Here is a 16003-nt window from a genome sequence, read left to right as displayed (position 1 = left end):
TTATCTGCACTGAGTTTCGGGGTATCATTCGCCATGGCTTGCTCTCCCTGGATTGTTGGGTGGTACTAACAATCATACAGGATTTGAGCAAGCCGCTTTACTTGCTGCCAATTTCAGCCAATTTTGGATCTACTGAGACTAGAGACGCGATTGCTTATGTGCGTGAACTGACCGGAGGGCGGGGCGCTGACTATGTTTTCGTGACGGTCGGCAATGCGCAGGCGTCCGCCCAGGCGTTCGCGATGCTGCGCCCGCGCGGCTTGCAGGTCATCGTTGGCATCCCTGAAACCGGCGCGACCGTCGCGCTCCCCGTTCAGCAGTTCGTGCAGGAGCGCATGGTCACGGGCAGCACGATGGGCAGCACGCGGCTCAACGTGGACGTGCCTCACTTGATTAACCTGTATCGCAATAAGCAACTGCTACTGGACGAGCTGATCACGGCGCGCTACCCGCTAGAGCGCATCAATGAAGCGATCGCGCATACCGCCGGCGGCGATGCACTGCGGAACCTGATCGTGTTTTAGGGGACACTGAAATGGACAACATCATCTTCGCATCAGTGACCGAGCTTGCCCAGGCCATTCGCGACAAGACCGTCTCTTCCGCAGAGGTCGTGGACGCCTGCCTGAAGCGCATCGAAGTGGTGAATCCACGCCTCAACGCCGTGGTGCAACTGACTGCCGACACGGCGCGCCAGCAGGCGCGGGATGCCGATGCGTCCCTCGCCCGTGGCGAGATCAAAGGCCCATTGCATGGTATCCCGATGACGATCAAGGACTCGTTTGACACGGCCGGTGTGATCAGCACGGCTGGTACATTGGGACGCGCCAAGTTCGTGCCGGCGGAGGACGCAACCGCCGTGGCACGACTGCGCGCGGCCGGCGCGATCCTGCTGGGCAAAACCAATACGCCCGAGCTGACCATGTGGGATAGAACCGTGAACTTGGTCTATGGCCTGACGAACAATCCCTACGACTTGGCACGCACGCCTGGTGGAAGCAGCGGTGGTTCGGCGGCGATTGTTGCCGCCGGTGGATCGCCACTGGACCTAGGTAGCGATATGGGAGGTAGTATCCGAAATCCGGCTCACTTGTGCGGTATCGCTGGTATCAGACCCACTTCGGGCCGTGTTCCCAGAACGGGCCATCTCTTAGTTCCCAACATGGGTATTGCGGATGCATTTACGCAAGTCGGTCCGATGGCGCGTTTTGTTCGTGACTTGGTTCTGACGCTGCCACTCATCGCCGGTGAAGACTGGCGAGACCCCGCCATAATTCCGATGCCGCTCGGCAACCCGCAAGATGTTGAACTGAAGGGGCTACGAGCCGCGTTTTATCTTGACAATGGGTTCAAGTCTCCGATGCCGGAGATAGTGGCGGTAGTGCGTGAGGTTGCGCTTCGTTTGGCCGAGGCTGACCTAATTGTAACGGAGCACCGTCCACCCCAATCCGATACGGCGCGAAATGTGTGGTATGAGCTTTTCAATGCCGATGGTGGCGCGGCTGTGCGACGGCTCCTGCAAGTTGCCGGGACAACGCAGATGTCTCCGCCGCTTCTCGGCACACAATCCGAAAGTGCCGTAACACTGGCAGAGTTTGCGGCGCGAATGGATCGATGGGCACTGTACCGTCGAGAGATGCTCACATATATTCAGCGCTATGACGTCATTATTTGTCCAGTGTCCTCGCGTGTGGCAGCATTGCACGACGATCTCGATGGCACCGATCTCAGCTACACGATGTCCTATAACCTCACTGGTTGGCCCGTCGTCGTCGTGCGCTGCGGCACGTCACCGGAGGGACTGCCGATTGGCGTGCAGGTCGTCGCGCGCCCATGGCGTGAAGACGTTGCGCTGGCGGTAGCGCAGCACTTGGAAACCGTGATGGGCGGCTGGCAGCCGCCCGCGCTGCCCGCATAATTGCCCGCTGCCAGCTTGGCACCGAACGGAAACAGACAGACCCCACAGGTCTTCAGGATCTGTGGGGTCTCCGCTTTCAACCGCTTAACTTGGGCCCGGCCGCTACTTCTTCTGCGTGAGCTTCAACGCTTCGACCTGCGCCTGGCGCGCAAAGTTAATCGAGTCGCCGAGTATGCGCATCGCCTCCTGCGGGCTGTGGAAGCCGGTGCTGTTCTCGGACGAGACGAAGTCCCAGCGCATCGACGCGCGGCGGTGCAGGTCGCGCGCCTTCGCCAGGTCAGCGTCGCCGGCCCCGGCGTTCTTCGCCGCGACCATCGCATCGATCGCGTCGGAGAGCGCTTCCTCGCTTGCCTTGATCTGGCGGGCCGTGCGGGTCTGGATCTCCAGCACGCGATTCTTCAATTCCTCGTCGCCCCAGCGGTGACACGGCTGGCAGGCGTTGCTGATGTTCGTCAGCGGGCTGCGGATCCAGTGATCGGATACCTTCACCGACCCGTCGCGCACGTACGGCATGTGGCAGTCGGCGCAGGCCACGTTCGAGCGCGCGTGGATGCCGCTGCTGTACATCTCATACTCCGGGTGCTGCATCTTGAGCATGCTGGCGCCGGTATCCTTGTGCACCCAGTCGCGGAAGCCGAGCTTGGTGTAGTACTCCTCGATGTTGTCGATGTTGAGGCCGTTGCTCCACGGGAACGTCAGCACCTTGTTGTCGCCCGCGAAGTAGTACTCGACGTGGCACTGCGCGCAGACGTAGGTGCGCATCTCCTGGCGCGTGGCCTGTGTGATGTCGATGTTGCGCGCCTTCAGCGCGTTCAGCAGCGCGGGACGCGTGATGCGCAGGCTCATCGTCTGCGGATCGTGGCAGTCGGCGCACGACGACCCGTAGTGCAGCTTGTCCTTGATCTCGTTGTACGGCGTCTTGTTGAACGTCTCCCAGCCCATCGACGCGATCAACTGCGGCGCCTCGGCGGCGTGACAGTTGGCGCACGCGCCCGGCTGGTTGACCACCTGAATGCGCCTGGTCGCCATCTGGTCGGTCAGCGCGTAGAAGTGGCCGCGCGCCGTGTTGTACTCCACGCTGAACGGGTACGGCGCCCAGAGCTTGATCATCAGCGGGTCTTTTTCGAGCTTGCTATACTTCACCGACCCGCCGAACGGCGTGCTGAGCGTGGTGTCCTGCATTTTGTTGAAGGTCGAGAACTCGCGCGGGAAATTGCGGCCCCAGACCTCCGGGTTAAGCTCGTTCGCCGCAAGGTCGAGCACCTTGAGCGGGAACTGCGTCGCTTCGGTCTTTTTCTCCTGGATATTGAGCAGCAGGGCGGCCAGGCCCGCCATCAGCAGCGCGCCGACAACGAAGGCGGCCGCCAGTAGCGCGATGCTGCGTCCGCGGCCGGATTTAGTGGTTTGAGTCATACGTGCTCCTTGGCGTTATTTGCGGGTCCGATGTCCGGCATCGGCGTGACATTGCACGCAGTCGGTCGGGTCGCGGTCGTTCACATGGCTGATCGCCACGGTCAGTTCGCCGTGGCACGCCAGGCAGTTGTGGTACGCCACATCCCGGTTGAACTGCGTGATGCTGAGCGGCTCGGGGAAATCGCCCAGCGTGAACGCGCGGCTGTGATTGAAGCCGTTTACGCCCTTGACGTAGTACTTGGCGATCAGCGAGTCGTGCGGTGTGTGACAGTCGTTACAGCCGGCCACCGCCTTATGGCTGCCGTGGCTCCAGGCGTCATAGACTTCGCGCATCACATGGCAGTTCGCGCAGGCGCGCGGGTCGTTCGAGAAGTACGCGAAGCCCTGCGCATACGTGAATGTGAAGCCGCCCATCCCGACCGCGCCGCCGAACAACATCGCGAGCAACGACCAGCCCCAGATCGGTATTGCGAGGAGTCGAGCATTGAGCATCGCTTAGTATTCCTAACAATAATGATAGAGTTCGCCTCCTACACTTTAGCGCCATCAGGTCAAAATTAGGTCAAAACAGTGTCCCAAGTACGCTCGATTGTCGAACAATATCGACCATTCGGTGGGTCAGATGACTTGCCACGAAACTTAGACCTACTTCTAATCCATTTCAGACCTTTTCCGCTTAACTTGTAATCAATACAGAGCCCCCGACGTGCGTTATCGGGAGGAGGCTCGCGTGTTCGCCAAAATACTGATCCCACTCGACGAGTCCACTCAAGCCGAGCAGGTCTTGCCCTGCGCACTGGCTATTGCGCGCCGGATGAGGTCTGAAGTTACCTTGCTCTGTGCGGTGCCGTCGATCCAGCAGAACGAGGTGACCGACGACGGTCATCTCATTGATATGGACGAGTTGATGGAGATCGCGCAGCGCGAGGCGCGCGAGTACCTGAACGCCATCGCCGGGCCGCTGCATGCCGAAGGGATCAGCGTCAAGACCGCGCTCGAAACGGGCATCCCGGCCGAGTGCATCCTGGACTTTGCGCAGTCGATGGACGTGGACCTGATCGCCATGTCGACGCGCGGGCGCAGCGGCGTGGGTCGCTGGGTATTTGGCTCGGTGGCAGACCGCGTGCTGCGGCATGCGACCTGCCCGGTGCTCCTGACCCGCAGCGGCCCGCCGATGCGCGGCGACGCAAGCATCCAGCGCGTGCTATTGCCGCTGGACGGCTCGCCGCTGGCCGAATTGGCTGTGCCGCCGGCCGTGCAACTGGCTCGTGCATTCGGCGCGGAGATTGTGTTGACTCGCGTGATCACGCTGCCGCCGGCGATTTATGGCACACCCGAGGCGATGCCGCTCGTCGTCGAGGAGCCGGGCGACGAGAAGCAGGCGACCGAGTATCTGCAAAGCTGGCGGACGCGTCTGGAGGCCGACGGCGTGCGAACGCACATTGTCGTATCCCGACCGCCGGTCGCCGAAGCGTTGCTAGATATGGTGCGCGGGCAGCAGGCCAATCTGATCGTCATGAGCACTCACGGCCGCAGCGGCGTCCGCCGTTGGGTTTACGGCTCAGTCGCCGATCGGGTACTGCATTCGACACCGGTACCAATTCTGTTGCTGCGCGCGACCGATGACAAAGCCAGCACGGTGGAGGTTAGTAGCGCCGCAACCTATCCATAATGCGTCCGAAGACCGCCCGATAGGCGGCAAGACACCCCATACGCTTTCATAATACGACGAGTAGGCGATGTCCCAAACAATCAGGGGCATCTGACCCTATTCGATTTTGTGCGCCCTCGTACAATCGGCATTGTGAGCACACTGCCAGTTTCCTTGCGTCATCCGATCCTCTCAACGCGGCCCGAAATCAAGACGTTGCGCTGGCTGATTCCAATCGTGGCGTTTGTCACGGTGGTCGCAGTTGAACTGATTCACAACGTCATCTATAATCAGCCATTCGGCGCATTCCCATTTCAATTAATCGCCTATGCGGTAGTCGGCCCGATGCTGATCGGCATCCTCCTGCATCTGGTTTACCTTCAAATGGAGGAGCAGTCGCGGCGGCTGGAAGAGGTGCGCGCGCGCGAGCAGTATATGGCCACGGTCAGCGCGACGGTGGCCGACGCGATCATCGGTATCGACATGCAGGGCAACATCCAACTCTGGAACCGCGGCGCCGAGATGATGTTTGGCTGGCGAGCCGACGAGATCGCGGGTCGGCATTTCAATGTTATTGTGCCGCCTGACCGCGTCGATGAATTTGCCGAGATCGAGAAGCGGACGTCGGAGCACGGTTTCCTGCGCGGTTTCGAGACGATGCGGGTGGCCAAAGACGGCGCACGCATTCCGGTCGAGTTGACGCGCACCACGATTCGCGATCCGCAGGGCCGCCCGCTGGGCACGGCTGCCGTGCTGCGCGATATCAGTGAGCGCGTGCGGGCCGAGAACGCCATCCGGCAGTTGAACCACGAACTGGAGGACAAAGTACGGCAGCGCACCCGCGAGCTGCAAGAAGCGTACAGCGCGCTGGCGGACCAGAACGAGGAACTGCGCCAGGCCAACGACAAATTGCAGAGCCTGGACCGGCTGAAGAACGAGTTTGTCTCGATGGTCTCGCACGAACTGCGCGCTCCGCTGACTAACATCAATGGCTCGCTGGAACTGATGCGCGCCGATTGCGACCAGCACAACCCGACCTGCCGCCAGGCGTTCACCATCGTCAACGACCAGACCGACCGGCTGGGACGGCTGATCAAGGGTGTGCTGAACGTCGCGCGCATCGAAGCGGGCGCGCTGTTCCTGCAGTCGTCGGCGTTCGACATGACCGAGGTGATGGATCACGTCATCGCGACAGTCCGCGCGCGGGCCGGCAGCTACCGCTTCCGCCGCGTGGCCGAGACGCCGCTGCACCCGGCCTGGGGCGACCGCGACCGCATCAATGAGGTGCTGCTGAACCTGCTCGACAACGCCGTCAAATACTCGGACGAAGGCTCGCTGATCACGCTGCAAGCGTACCAGCGCGGCGCCGAGGTGGTCGTGACCGTCACCGACCAGGGGCAGGGCATTCCACCGGAAGAGAAAGACCGCATCTTCGAGAAGTTCTACCGCGTGGATGGCAGTGACGCGCAGCAGATCTACGGGCACGGGCTCGGCCTGTACATCTCGCGCAAGATGATCGAAGCGATGCGCGGGCGCATGTGGGTGGAAAGCGAACTGGGCCGGGGCTCCACGTTCTCGTATACGGTGCCAATTGCGGCGACGCCCGCCGCCGAGGGAGAGGGAGTGCAATGAAAGTACTCGTCATCGATGACGACAAGACGCTGTCGGGGCTGATCAAACAGTCCATGACCAAAGCGGGTTACAAGGTCACGGTGGCCAACAACGGCATCGAGGGCCTGCAGCAGGTGCTGACGGACACGCCGGATATCGTCATTCTCGACGTGATGATGCCGCGCATGGACGGCTGGGAGACGTGCCACCGCATCCGCCAGTCGTCCAAGGTGCCGATCATCATGCTGACCGCCAAGGACCAGGTCAACGACAAGGTGCGCGGCTTCGAGTTGGGCGTGGACGACTACATGACCAAGCCGTTCAGCCTCGCGGAGCTGGGCGCGCGCGTCAAGGCAGTCACCTCGCGCGCCGGCATTCCGTCCGACACGCGCCCGCACCGCATCACCAGCGGCGAGCTCGTGATCGACGTGGACGGCCACCGCGTGACCAAGCGCGGCGAGCCGGTTTCGCTGACGCCGACCGAGTACAAGCTGCTGCTGACGCTGGCGGAGAACGGCGGGCGCGTGCTGTCGCACGAGCAGTTGCTGGAGCGCGTGTGGGGCTACGAAACCGAGGAAGACAACGACTACGTCAAGCGGTACATCTGGTACCTGCGCCGCAAGATCGAGGACGACCCCAGCCAGCCGCTGCACGTGGTGACGGAGCGCGGCTTCGGCTATTCATTTCAGACCGATGCGCCGACGTGAACGGACCCCGCACCCGTACCGTGTGCGCCGGCTGGTTTGTCCAGAGCCGGCGCTTTTTGCTGCCGCTGTAACCGGATTGGGCGCGCGTCGTAATACGGTGTAGAGTAAGATCAAGTGCAGAGGTCACCGGTTTTCAAAGCCGGTGAACTCTCGATTGGAGAATCCCATGACGACGCGAGTTCGTTCGCATGTGCCGTGGCTGTTGTGGCCGTTCCGAGCCGTCTGGCAACTGGTCACGTTTGTGCTCGGCCTGACCGGCCGCCTGATCGCCGTGGTGCTTGGCATCGTGTTCATGATCGTCGGCGTCCTGCTGACCGTGACGGTGATCGGCGCCATTATCGGCATCCCGCTGCTCATTTTCGGCTTCTTCCTGATGCTGCGCGGGCTGTTTTAAGCGCGATCCGGCGCCCATTTTTGGAGAGAGCGATATGCCATTAACACCGTTGCTGCCTCGCATCGCCTACGAGACGCACGTCAGCGAGCCGATCCTGGCGGCCGGGCGGCAGCTCGTCGTGCAGTCGCGCGCGCTGCGGCTGGAACTGCCGCCGTTTGGCGGCCTGATCTGGAACCGGCCGAGCGCCGTGCGGGTGCGCGACGCCGGCGGCGAGCGCGTGCTGCCGGTGCATGATCTGACGCGCCTCATGCAGTTGGCACTGTTCGGCGGCGCCGCCCTTGCGCTGTTCTGCCTGGGACTGTCGCGCCGCGCGCGGCGCTAATACTACCCGGCCCGGCGCGCTGCGCCGGCCGATTCGAGGTCTGCTATGTCGAACGAAAACGTCAACCCCGACGCCGCTCTGCCATTGACCACGATGCAGCGCCTGCTTGAAAAGCACCTTGACGTGGCGCGCGTCGAAGCGGTGTACGGCGAGCCCGTCGTCAGCGGCGATACGATCGTGATCCCGGCGGCCGAACTGTTCAGCGTCGTCGGCGTTGGTGTGGGCGGCGGTGCCGGCCCGTCCAGCGCAGACGGCGGCGCGCAGGAGCACACCGGCTACGGTTCCGGCGGGGGCGGCGGCGGGCGGGTGCTGGCGCGCCCGGTCGCCGCCATCGTCATTCGGCCGGACGGTGTGGCAGTGCAGCCAATTGTGGATGTGACGAAGATCGGGCTGGCCGCGCTGACGGCGATCGGCTTTATGGCCGGCATGATGGCGACGATGGGCAACCGTCGCCACGCGATGCGCGCGATCCAGGGCAAATCATAGCGTTCACGGCCAGCGCCCGGCGGCCCTCAAGACGCGCAGAGCATTGAGCGTGATCCACTCGAACTTCAGGGCGATTCAGCAGTGCCTTGACAAGGTGCGCCCATGCCTTGAGCGACACGCGACGGCGTCGTGTGCCGCTCAGGGCACGCTTCATCGGATTATGATCGTGCACTACGACAATTGAATGGCCCTGCTCGTGCTTATCCAATGCTTGACAAAAGCGAAAATAGTTGTATAATACAAATATACGCAATTACAAATTTAATTCAGTCGATGACTCTATGAACCTTAAATCGAGTGCCTTCGCAGCCAGCTTTCAACGCGAGCTTCACCAACTTGTCAGAGCCTACGAGCTATGCAATCAAGCGTGTCTGGCAGAGAACGGCGTGACTGCCTCGCAGGGGTACACCTTGTTGTCCCTTCCGCAGCAGGGCTATCTCAGCATGAATGACTTGAGCGAGGCCATGGGGTTGGCCGGCAGCACGATGACCCGCTATGTGGATCAACTTGTCGAACGAGGGCTGGTATATCGCGAGTCCGACCACGAGGATCGACGCGTGGTGCGAGTCAAGCTCACCGATCGGGGGCGCGAACTGCGGCGCGTCGTGGAGCGCGCGATGCAGGAGTTCTTCAAACAAGTCCTGGATGAATTGCGGGAGGAAGAGCGCTCTGCCCTGCTGCGCACCATCGAACAGGTCGCCAGGGCGATTGAGAAAGTGTTTAGAATTTGCTGTGCGGGCTAGGGCAAGGGGCCCGCCGCGCTTTTTTTTTGCATATTTATTTCGTACATACACATATTGTCTATTACAAGTACAAGGAGGATATACCCCATGCCTGTTGACCTGTTTCACCAAAAGGGAAGTCCCGAAGTCATCGAAGGCAACCGCTTCCTGGCGGCCAGAGCATGCCTGCAGAGGCGCTACCTCGGCGAGACCGAGGATCGCTTTGCCGATCTCGTCAGGACACGCCTGCCGCGGTTGGACCGCGATGTTTCGGAACTATCCACGCTGCGCGCAGTGAGCGAGAAACTCTATGGGGAGGAGCCAAATGGTCCAGGCCGATGAGGGACAAATGATCGAGGCGCCGGTCACGGTGAGCGCCATCCAGCGTACTTATGACTTGTGGAGCCGCTTCTATGGCATTGTAGTAGTTCCGATGGAGAGAAAGCCCAGGTTGCGAGGATTGGCGCTGGCAGCCATCCAGCCCCACGACCGGGTGCTTGAGGTGGCCGTGGGCACGGGAGCGACGCTGCTTGAGGTTTTGAAGCGCGTAGACCGGGCAAACGTTGTCTACGGCCTAGACCTGTCGCCCAGGATGCTGGAAAAGACCAGACGCGCGGCGGCGGGGGCGGGCTTCACCAACGTCGATCTCCGGCAGGGCGACGCCCGTTCGCTCCCCTTCGATGACAACTCCTTTGACGTTCTGTTCAACAGCTACATGCTGGACCTGATCCCGCTGAACGATATGCCAATCGTCCTGGGTGAGTTCCGGCGCGTGCTGAAGAATAACGGTCGGCTGGTCATGGTGAACCTGAGCAAAGACCGGGGCATCACCCTGTGGGAGAGGTTGTACCGCGCTACTCCGGGCAGGCTGGTTCCCTACCTCTGGGGCGGATGCCGTCCGGTATTGATGGCCGAGCTCACGCGGCAGGCTGGCTTTCGCGACGTTCAACGCGAGTTTATCAAGAACATCATCCCCTCCGAAGTTGTAGTGGGGAGAAAGTGAAATATCAGCCATGAGCCGTTCTGCAGAGACAACTCAAATAAGTCGAGTCACAAGGTCGAAGGAAGCAGCCAAGCTGAGCTATGACATGTTTAGCCGCTGGTATGACGTGTTGGTTGGGTGGGGCGAGAAGAAGTTCAGAGAAATCGGCCTGCAAAAACTGAGTGCGAAGGAAAGCGAGCAGGTTCTTGAAATCGGCTTCGGCACCGGACATTGCACCCTTGCCCTGGCTCAATCCGTTGCCAGTTCGGGGAAAGTCTACGGGCTGGACATCTCGGAGGGCATGCGCCACGTCACGCAATCAAGAGTAGAGCGAGCAGGTCTGGCAGAGCGAGTGGAGCTAAAGCTCGGCGATGCCGCCAACCTCCCCTTCGACGCCAATTCCTTCGACGCGGTTTTTACGAGTTTCACTCTTGAACTCTTCGACACACCCGAAATCCCCGTTGTTTTGCAGCAATGCCAGAGAGTTCTCAAGAGTGGCGGGCGTATCTGCGTGGTGGCAATGTCCAAAGAAGGAAAATCCAGTATGCTTGTACGGCTTTATGAATGGGGTCATGCGAAATTCCCCGATTACGTTGACTGCCGACCGATCTTTGTTCGGCAGGCGTTGGAAGACGCCCGGTTCCAAATCCTGGATACGACAAAGATGTCGTACTGGGGTGTACCCGTGGAGATTGTCGTCGCAAAGAAACCATAACAGGCGGCTTTCGTGACATTCAGCGCGAGTTCATCCCCAACATCATTTCCTCTGAAGTAGTCGTGGGCAGAAAGTGAGATAACCGCCGCCGCGCGACGCGTGCGCGAGCCGTAAGCGAAGCCACTCGGACACCTGGCGACGTTCACCCGCCGCAGGGCAGCCTATTCAGCCCGCACGCAGTTACGCCCGGACTGCTTGGCGGCATACAGCATCTGGTCGGCACGATTCAGCGCCTCGGCCAGGTCGCTGTCTGCGCGCACCTCGGCGACGCCGGCGCTGAGCGTGATGCGCAGCGGGCCCTGCGGGGTGTCGGTCACCATGTGCTCGACGTGCGCGCGCAGGCGTTCCGCCGACCGGCAGGCGCCGTGGCGATCGGTATCGACCAGCAGGATGGCAAACTCCTCGCCGCCGTAGCGCGCGATGATGTCGCTATCGCGAACGTGTCGCTGGCAAGTTCGCGCCATGTCCTGCAACACCTGATCCCCGACCGCGTGACCGTACGTGTCGTTGACCCGCTTGAAGTGATCGATATCTACCATGATGGCGGATAGCGGCTGCCCGAGCCGGCGGGCGCGGCTGATCTCCCGCGCGCCGATCTCGAACAGTTGCCGCCGGTTGGACACGCCCGTGAGCGTGTCGGTGACGGACAGGCGCTGTGTTTCCGCGAACAGGCGCGCGTTCTCCACGGCGATGGCGATCTGCCCGGCGACCGTCTCCACCAGTGCGACCAGTTCCGGCGCGAACGCATTGACCTCATCGCTCTCGAAGTTGAGCACGCCGATGACGCCGGCCTGCGTCTTGAGCGGCACCGCGACCTCGCTGCGCGTGTGCGGCCAGTCCGCGAACGGCTGGAAACGCGGCTCGAGTTGGGTGTCGTGCACCACCGTCGTCTTGCCGAGGGCAGCGGCTTGCGCGGTGATACTCTCGCCGCCGCGCGGGAGGCTCAGTAACGGCCGCAGCACAGCCTCGTCCTCATCCTCGTTGTCGGTTACCCGGAAGACAATCTCGTCGCCGTCGATCAGGCCGAGCGCGACATGCCGAATATTGAGGCGCGAGGAGAGGACGTGCACGATTTCCGTAGCGAGCACCTCCGGCTGCATGGTGGTCGTCAGCACGTACTCGACATCATTGATCGCCTGCAACTGCTCGGCGCGGCGGCGCGTTTCGGCGAAGAGGCGCGCGTTTTCCAGCGCGACGGTCGCCTGCGAAGCGATCGTGGTGAGCATGGCCACATGGCCCCAGTCGAAGGCGTCCTCGTGCTCGTAGTCCTGTACGGCGATCACGCCGATCACCCGCTCGCCGGCCAGCATTGGCACGCCCAGATAGCAAGCGGCCGGACGGTGCTGCCGCTCGATGCCCAGTTCGTTTGTGGCGTTCTCAAGATTGCGCGGCAGAAATAGCGACATGCCGGTGCGAATAACGTGCTCCGTCAGGCCGTGGACCATGGGGCGCGACTCGCGCGCAATGCGCTCGCCGTTGACCACATACAGCGGAAACGAGATGGACTGGGTGACCTCATCGTACAGCGCGATGTACAGGTTGCGGTTGTTGATCACCTGCCCGATGGTGGCGAGGATGAGATCGACCAGCTCCGTCGGCTCCGTCAAGCGGCTGAGCGACTGGCCCAGCCGGTTGAGCGCGGCCAGCTCGCCGTTGCGTCGCAGGATGGCCTGCTCGGCCTGCTTGCGCCGCGTAATATTGCGCACGATGACCACCCGGCCGGCCGGTCGGCCGTCATGCGTCCATGATTGGATGAGCGCCTCGTAGAAAACGGTGGGCGCCTCGGGCGGCAGCGCGATCTCGCAGCGCGACTTGTCCTCGGGTGTGGCGTCATCCGCAGTGAAGGACTCTTCGGCGCGGGGTACGGCCGGCGGTGGCGGATCCAGCAGCACGCGCACCGGCGGCCACGCCACCGCCAGCGGCTGGCCGATCGGCGTGTTGTCGGTCCGTCCGAGCATCGCCCGCCCCGCGGGATTGAGGTCCACGATGCGGTCTTGTGTGTCCAGCACGATCACGCCTTCGCTCAGGTTCTCGATAATCGCGCCGCGCGCCACCGGCGCCAGATCGAGCAGCCGAAAACGGAACAGTCCCCAGGTGAACAGGCCGCCGGTGAAGATGAAGCCGACCGCGGTCATGTTCACGTCGCGCGGGAACGGCGTCAATCCCGTGTCGGCGAGCAGATCGAGTACCCACGGCAGCGCGGCGCCAATCACCATCGTCGTGATCTGCCAGCGGTAGATCGTTCCCGAACGCCGAAACAGGGGCAGGAGCGTGCCGGCGCCGAGGAGCAGAAGCCCGTACGAATAGGCATCCACGACCCAGTACCACAGGCCGGGCTCTTCGACCGCGTGCATTTCGGTGGGGTCGATATCGAAATCGGCGATGATCAAACCGTGGTACTGGTTGGTGATCACGAGCGCCAGCGTGACGACCGGCATCAGCGCCAGCAGCGCCAACGTACGGCGGGTCAGCCAGTGCGCGTTGCCGCCATATTCAAGCGCCAGCGCCAGCCACGCCGCCGGGGCCGTTACGAATCCGAGGTACTGCGCGTGCGCCCAGAACTCGGCGGTCGCGCGTTCCGTGCTGATGAATCCAAGCGCGCTGCACAGCGACCATTCGGCCGCGGCTAACATCAGAACGGCGAATGGTCGCGCGCCCGGCACCTGCTGCCGCCAGGCATACAAGGCGATGCCACTGCAAACAAACACGGCCAGCAGCGTCGGCACGAAGAAAACAAAATTGGAGCCACCCATACGTGCGACCGATATCAACTCCGGCGCGTTGAAGCTGGCCCGGAATGCGAATCGTCCAAATCCTCTGCGTAATCCCCACCCCCGGCAGTGTGCGTTCACTGCCTGACCGACCCTTGCAGGTTCGGATGGGCGGCATCATAGCATTTTAGACGGTAAAATGCAATGCCGCTTGAGCGGTGGCAGCAATTCCCATTTTGGCTTTGGACGGGTACTTTCCAACGCCGGCTTGCTATGAACTGGCCCCTTGGCGGCGTTGCCCTCCCCCCGACCCCCTCCCAACAAAGTTGGGAGGGGGCGAGATTCTTAGGGGAGGTGCGCGGCGGCTGCGCCGCCGCGCACCTCCCCGTTAGCTTTTCCCCTGCTCCCCCGCGCGCGCGGGGGAGCAGGGGTCAGGGGATGAGGGGGCATACTGGTGGCCGACTCCAAAATGAGAATTGCTGGAGCGGTGGGGTATACCGCTGAACTATCCGGACCGCGACTGATCGTTATGCCGGCATGTAGTTAGCCGGCATCCAGCCTTGCCATGATCGGCGTTAAACCTTTTGAGTGGATTCCGGCCAAAACCATGCCGGAATGACGAGTTATTTGCCGTGGCATCCTCATGCCCCCGACACTTTTGCGGTCTACCCTGAGCGGTGATCTGGTGATTACCCATATCTACCAGACCTCGCGGGTTTTGAAAACCCGCGAGGTCTTGATACGCGCGATCCACGACGATGTGGGTAATCACCAACGTTTGAGAGCGAGGGGCGCCCGTCAAGGTGTTGTGTGGGTGGCTCACTAATGCGGTTTGCGGAATTGTCGGACCACGCGGTCGCACGTGTCGATCGTGTCGAGACGGGACTGTGACCCGCCCGCTCGAACAGTCAGCGGCCTGCCCCAACCACCTGAGCACGGTAAACCGTTGCTGTGTTGAATTATCCTGCAATCGCTTTTAGAACGAGCCGAGCAGGCCCGACATGAAGCGCTTGAGCGTGTTGTGCGGCGCGTCGCCGTGCACCGCGCCGGTCTGCCCGTTGACGACCAGCGGGTAATCGCGGCCCCGGTAGCGGAACGCCGCAACCCAGGCGGGCAGCAAGGCTAGTTGATAGGTGTTGATGACGATCGCCGCGCTGCCGCAACTCAGGTCGCGCGCCTCGCCCAGTATGGTGGCCTTGATGCGCGCCTGCGCCGCCGCGAGCGCGGTCGAGCGCGCTTGCAGCGAAGCATCGGCCATAGCGATCTGGTAGACTTCGGCAGGCCAATCGGCCAGGTATTCCTCGGCGTAACCTTGAACCTGCTTTGTGTCATAGGCGCCCGGACCGTCGGCGGCCAGCGCCTTCAATGGCTCGTCGCCCAGTGTATGCGTCGCGGGCACCAGCGTGTTGTCGCGCAGGACCACTTCCTGTCCGGTGCGCCGCACCCATACGTTCTGCCGGCGCAGCGCGTCATACTCCTCAACCATCGCGCTCCAGGAGACGCTGCCGCCGATATCGAAGATCCAGAACGGCAGGTACACCGGGCGCGGGCGCACAATGGCGGACCCGCTGAACAGGTCGCCGGGCGCGGCCGGGCGGGTTTGCAGCCAGTTGCGGATATGCTGCACGCAGGCGTCAACGTCGAACTGGAACGGCACGATGCCCTGCGGCTCGATCAGGTCGGCGGCGGCCGCCGTCGTTTCGACCACCTGCGCGGAGGCGCAGAACGGGCACGCGCCGGCGACGCGCGCGGGCGGCAGCACATACCGCGCGCCGCACGCCTGGCACTGCAGCGTGCGCTTGGCGGGCAGTTCCCAGCGGTGCGCTTTGGCCGTGTAGATCGTCGCGACGAAATCCTGCTCCGGCACGGCGGTCGAGCGCGCCTCCGCCTCGCTTACGCGGTGACCGCAGTACGTGCATACCAGCGCACGCGATTCGGGGTCGTACGCCAGCTTGCCTCCGCAGCGTGGGCAGGCGAAGCGGCGCACCGCGCTGGAGTCGGGCGCGCCGTCCGGCGCAACCGCCGCCTGCACGCGGTCTGGATCGACGATCTCAGCCGGCTTCAATCGCCCTTCGATGATCGCCAGATCGCGGCGCGATTCCGGGTGCATCGGGTTGATCGCCAGCGCCTGCTCAAGGTAGTCGCGCTTCTGTGCCGGATCGTCCGTGACCGCGCTGAGCCAGTAATAGGCTTCGAGCTGGTCATTCATATCAGGCGAGCCGCTAAACATATCCTCGGCTTCCCATTCGGCCAGCGCGCGTTCCAGGTAGAAGCACGCCATCTCTTTGTCATGCGACTTGGCGGCCGCAATGCCGTTCAGTAACCAGTCGGACATCGTTCTCTCCCGTGTGCCGCCGCCGGCCGGCGCGCA

Annotated in this window: 16 protein-coding genes; 12 read left to right on the top strand and 4 right to left on the bottom strand. The window is 62.4% G+C overall.

Annotation, left to right across the window (positions count from 1 at the left end; genetic code table 11):
- The first annotated feature begins 158 nt into the window (after nt 1–158).
- Together HZB53_15495 and HZB53_15490 are read left to right on the top strand one after the other, a co-directional pair.
- Entirely contained in the window at nt 159–524 is a 366-nt protein-coding gene (locus HZB53_15495; protein MBI5879051.1) for a zinc-binding dehydrogenase, read from the top strand.
- An 11-nt stretch (nt 525–535) separates the two neighbouring features.
- A complete protein-coding gene (locus HZB53_15490) occupies nt 536–1918 on the top strand; it encodes an amidase (GenBank protein MBI5879050.1) in 1383 nt (460 codons plus the stop codon).
- 102 nt (nt 1919–2020) lie between these two features.
- Here the strand turns inward: HZB53_15490 and HZB53_15485 are convergent, their stop codons facing one another.
- Both HZB53_15485 and nrfH read right to left on the bottom strand, forming a co-directional pair.
- Nucleotides 2021–3331, bottom strand: a complete 1311-nt coding sequence (locus HZB53_15485) for an ammonia-forming cytochrome c nitrite reductase subunit c552 (GenBank protein MBI5879049.1) — start codon at nt 3329–3331, stop codon at nt 2021–2023.
- A gap of 15 nt (nt 3332–3346) precedes the next feature.
- On the bottom strand, nt 3347–3823 hold the full coding sequence (gene nrfH, locus HZB53_15480; protein ID MBI5879048.1) for a cytochrome c nitrite reductase small subunit: 477 nt from the start codon (nt 3821–3823) through the stop codon (nt 3347–3349).
- A gap of 238 nt (nt 3824–4061) precedes the next feature.
- Here nrfH and HZB53_15475 point away from each other — a divergent pair, with 238 nt between their 5' ends.
- The 10 genes from HZB53_15475 (at nt 4062) to HZB53_15430 (ending at nt 10921) form a co-directional block, all read left to right on the top strand.
- Nucleotides 4062–5003: a universal stress protein gene (locus HZB53_15475; protein MBI5879047.1), complete on the top strand. Its 942-nt coding sequence runs from the start codon at nt 4062–4064 to the stop codon at nt 5001–5003.
- 132 nt (nt 5004–5135) lie between these two features.
- Nucleotides 5136–6614 (top strand): PAS domain S-box protein, encoded by a 1479-nt coding sequence (locus HZB53_15470; protein MBI5879046.1) that lies wholly within the window; start codon nt 5136–5138, stop codon nt 6612–6614.
- The gene (locus HZB53_15465) at nt 6611–7300 is read left to right on the top strand and encodes a response regulator transcription factor (GenBank protein MBI5879045.1); all 690 of its coding nucleotides are present in this window, start codon (nt 6611–6613) and stop codon (nt 7298–7300) included. Before HZB53_15470 ends, HZB53_15465 begins: the two co-directional genes overlap by 4 nt.
- A 166-nt stretch (nt 7301–7466) precedes the next feature.
- Nucleotides 7467–7694 carry a hypothetical protein gene (locus HZB53_15460; protein MBI5879044.1) on the top strand — a complete coding sequence of 76 codons (228 nt, stop codon included), beginning with the start codon at nt 7467–7469 and terminating at the stop codon, nt 7692–7694.
- Between the two features lie 34 nt (nt 7695–7728).
- Nucleotides 7729–8016, top strand: a complete 288-nt coding sequence (locus HZB53_15455; protein MBI5879043.1) for a hypothetical protein — start codon at nt 7729–7731, stop codon at nt 8014–8016.
- Between the two features lie 45 nt (nt 8017–8061).
- Nucleotides 8062–8502: a hypothetical protein gene (locus tag HZB53_15450; protein ID MBI5879042.1), complete on the top strand. Its 441-nt coding sequence runs from the start codon at nt 8062–8064 to the stop codon at nt 8500–8502.
- A 281-nt stretch (nt 8503–8783) separates the two neighbouring features.
- Nucleotides 8784–9245, top strand: coding sequence for a MarR family transcriptional regulator (locus HZB53_15445; GenBank protein MBI5879041.1), 462 nt, complete (start codon nt 8784–8786; stop codon nt 9243–9245).
- A gap of 87 nt (nt 9246–9332) precedes the next feature.
- A complete protein-coding gene (locus HZB53_15440; GenBank protein ID MBI5879040.1) occupies nt 9333–9566 on the top strand; it encodes a hypothetical protein in 234 nt (77 codons plus the stop codon).
- Nucleotides 9550–10227: a class I SAM-dependent methyltransferase gene (locus HZB53_15435; protein MBI5879039.1), complete on the top strand. Its 678-nt coding sequence runs from the start codon at nt 9550–9552 to the stop codon at nt 10225–10227. Before HZB53_15440 ends, HZB53_15435 begins: the two co-directional genes overlap by 17 nt.
- A gap of 85 nt (nt 10228–10312) precedes the next feature.
- Nucleotides 10313–10921: a class I SAM-dependent methyltransferase gene (locus HZB53_15430; protein ID MBI5879038.1), complete on the top strand. Its 609-nt coding sequence runs from the start codon at nt 10313–10315 to the stop codon at nt 10919–10921.
- Nucleotides 10922–11082: 161 nt separating this feature from the next.
- On the opposite strand, the gene HZB53_15425 is transcribed toward HZB53_15430, so the two are convergent.
- Nucleotides 11083–13674, bottom strand: a complete 2592-nt coding sequence (locus HZB53_15425) for a diguanylate cyclase (protein MBI5879037.1) — start codon at nt 13672–13674, stop codon at nt 11083–11085.
- A 934-nt stretch (nt 13675–14608) separates the two neighbouring features.
- A complete protein-coding gene (locus HZB53_15420) occupies nt 14609–15967 on the bottom strand; it encodes a hypothetical protein (GenBank protein ID MBI5879036.1) in 1359 nt (452 codons plus the stop codon).
- Nucleotides 15968–16003: the final 36 nt, after the last annotated feature.

It is taken from the genome of Chloroflexota bacterium (genome assembly GCA_016235055.1).
In the GTDB taxonomy this organism is placed as follows: Bacteria; Chloroflexota; Anaerolineae; order JACRMK01; family JACRMK01; genus JACRMK01.
This window is presented reverse-complemented; position numbering and strand designations above follow the sequence as displayed.

Coding starts and splice junctions, on each gene's coding strand:
- HZB53_15490 (MBI5879050.1), top strand. CDS start 536: ATGGACAACATCATCTTCGCATCAGTGACCGAGCTTGCCCAGGCCATT.
- HZB53_15485 (MBI5879049.1), bottom strand. CDS start 3,331: ATGACTCAAACCACTAAATCCGGCCGCGGACGCAGCATCGCGCTACTG.
- nrfH (MBI5879048.1), bottom strand. CDS start 3,823: ATGCTCAATGCTCGACTCCTCGCAATACCGATCTGGGGCTGGTCGTTG.
- HZB53_15465 (MBI5879045.1), top strand. CDS start 6,611: ATGAAAGTACTCGTCATCGATGACGACAAGACGCTGTCGGGGCTGATC.
- HZB53_15460 (MBI5879044.1), top strand. CDS start 7,467: ATGACGACGCGAGTTCGTTCGCATGTGCCGTGGCTGTTGTGGCCGTTC.
- HZB53_15455 (MBI5879043.1), top strand. CDS start 7,729: ATGCCATTAACACCGTTGCTGCCTCGCATCGCCTACGAGACGCACGTC.
- HZB53_15450 (MBI5879042.1), top strand. CDS start 8,062: ATGTCGAACGAAAACGTCAACCCCGACGCCGCTCTGCCATTGACCACG.
- HZB53_15445 (MBI5879041.1), top strand. CDS start 8,784: ATGAACCTTAAATCGAGTGCCTTCGCAGCCAGCTTTCAACGCGAGCTT.
- HZB53_15440 (MBI5879040.1), top strand. CDS start 9,333: ATGCCTGTTGACCTGTTTCACCAAAAGGGAAGTCCCGAAGTCATCGAA.
- HZB53_15435 (MBI5879039.1), top strand. CDS start 9,550: ATGGTCCAGGCCGATGAGGGACAAATGATCGAGGCGCCGGTCACGGTG.
- HZB53_15430 (MBI5879038.1), top strand. CDS start 10,313: ATGTTTAGCCGCTGGTATGACGTGTTGGTTGGGTGGGGCGAGAAGAAG.
- HZB53_15425 (MBI5879037.1), bottom strand. CDS start 13,674: ATGGGTGGCTCCAATTTTGTTTTCTTCGTGCCGACGCTGCTGGCCGTG.
- HZB53_15420 (MBI5879036.1), bottom strand. CDS start 15,967: ATGTCCGACTGGTTACTGAACGGCATTGCGGCCGCCAAGTCGCATGAC.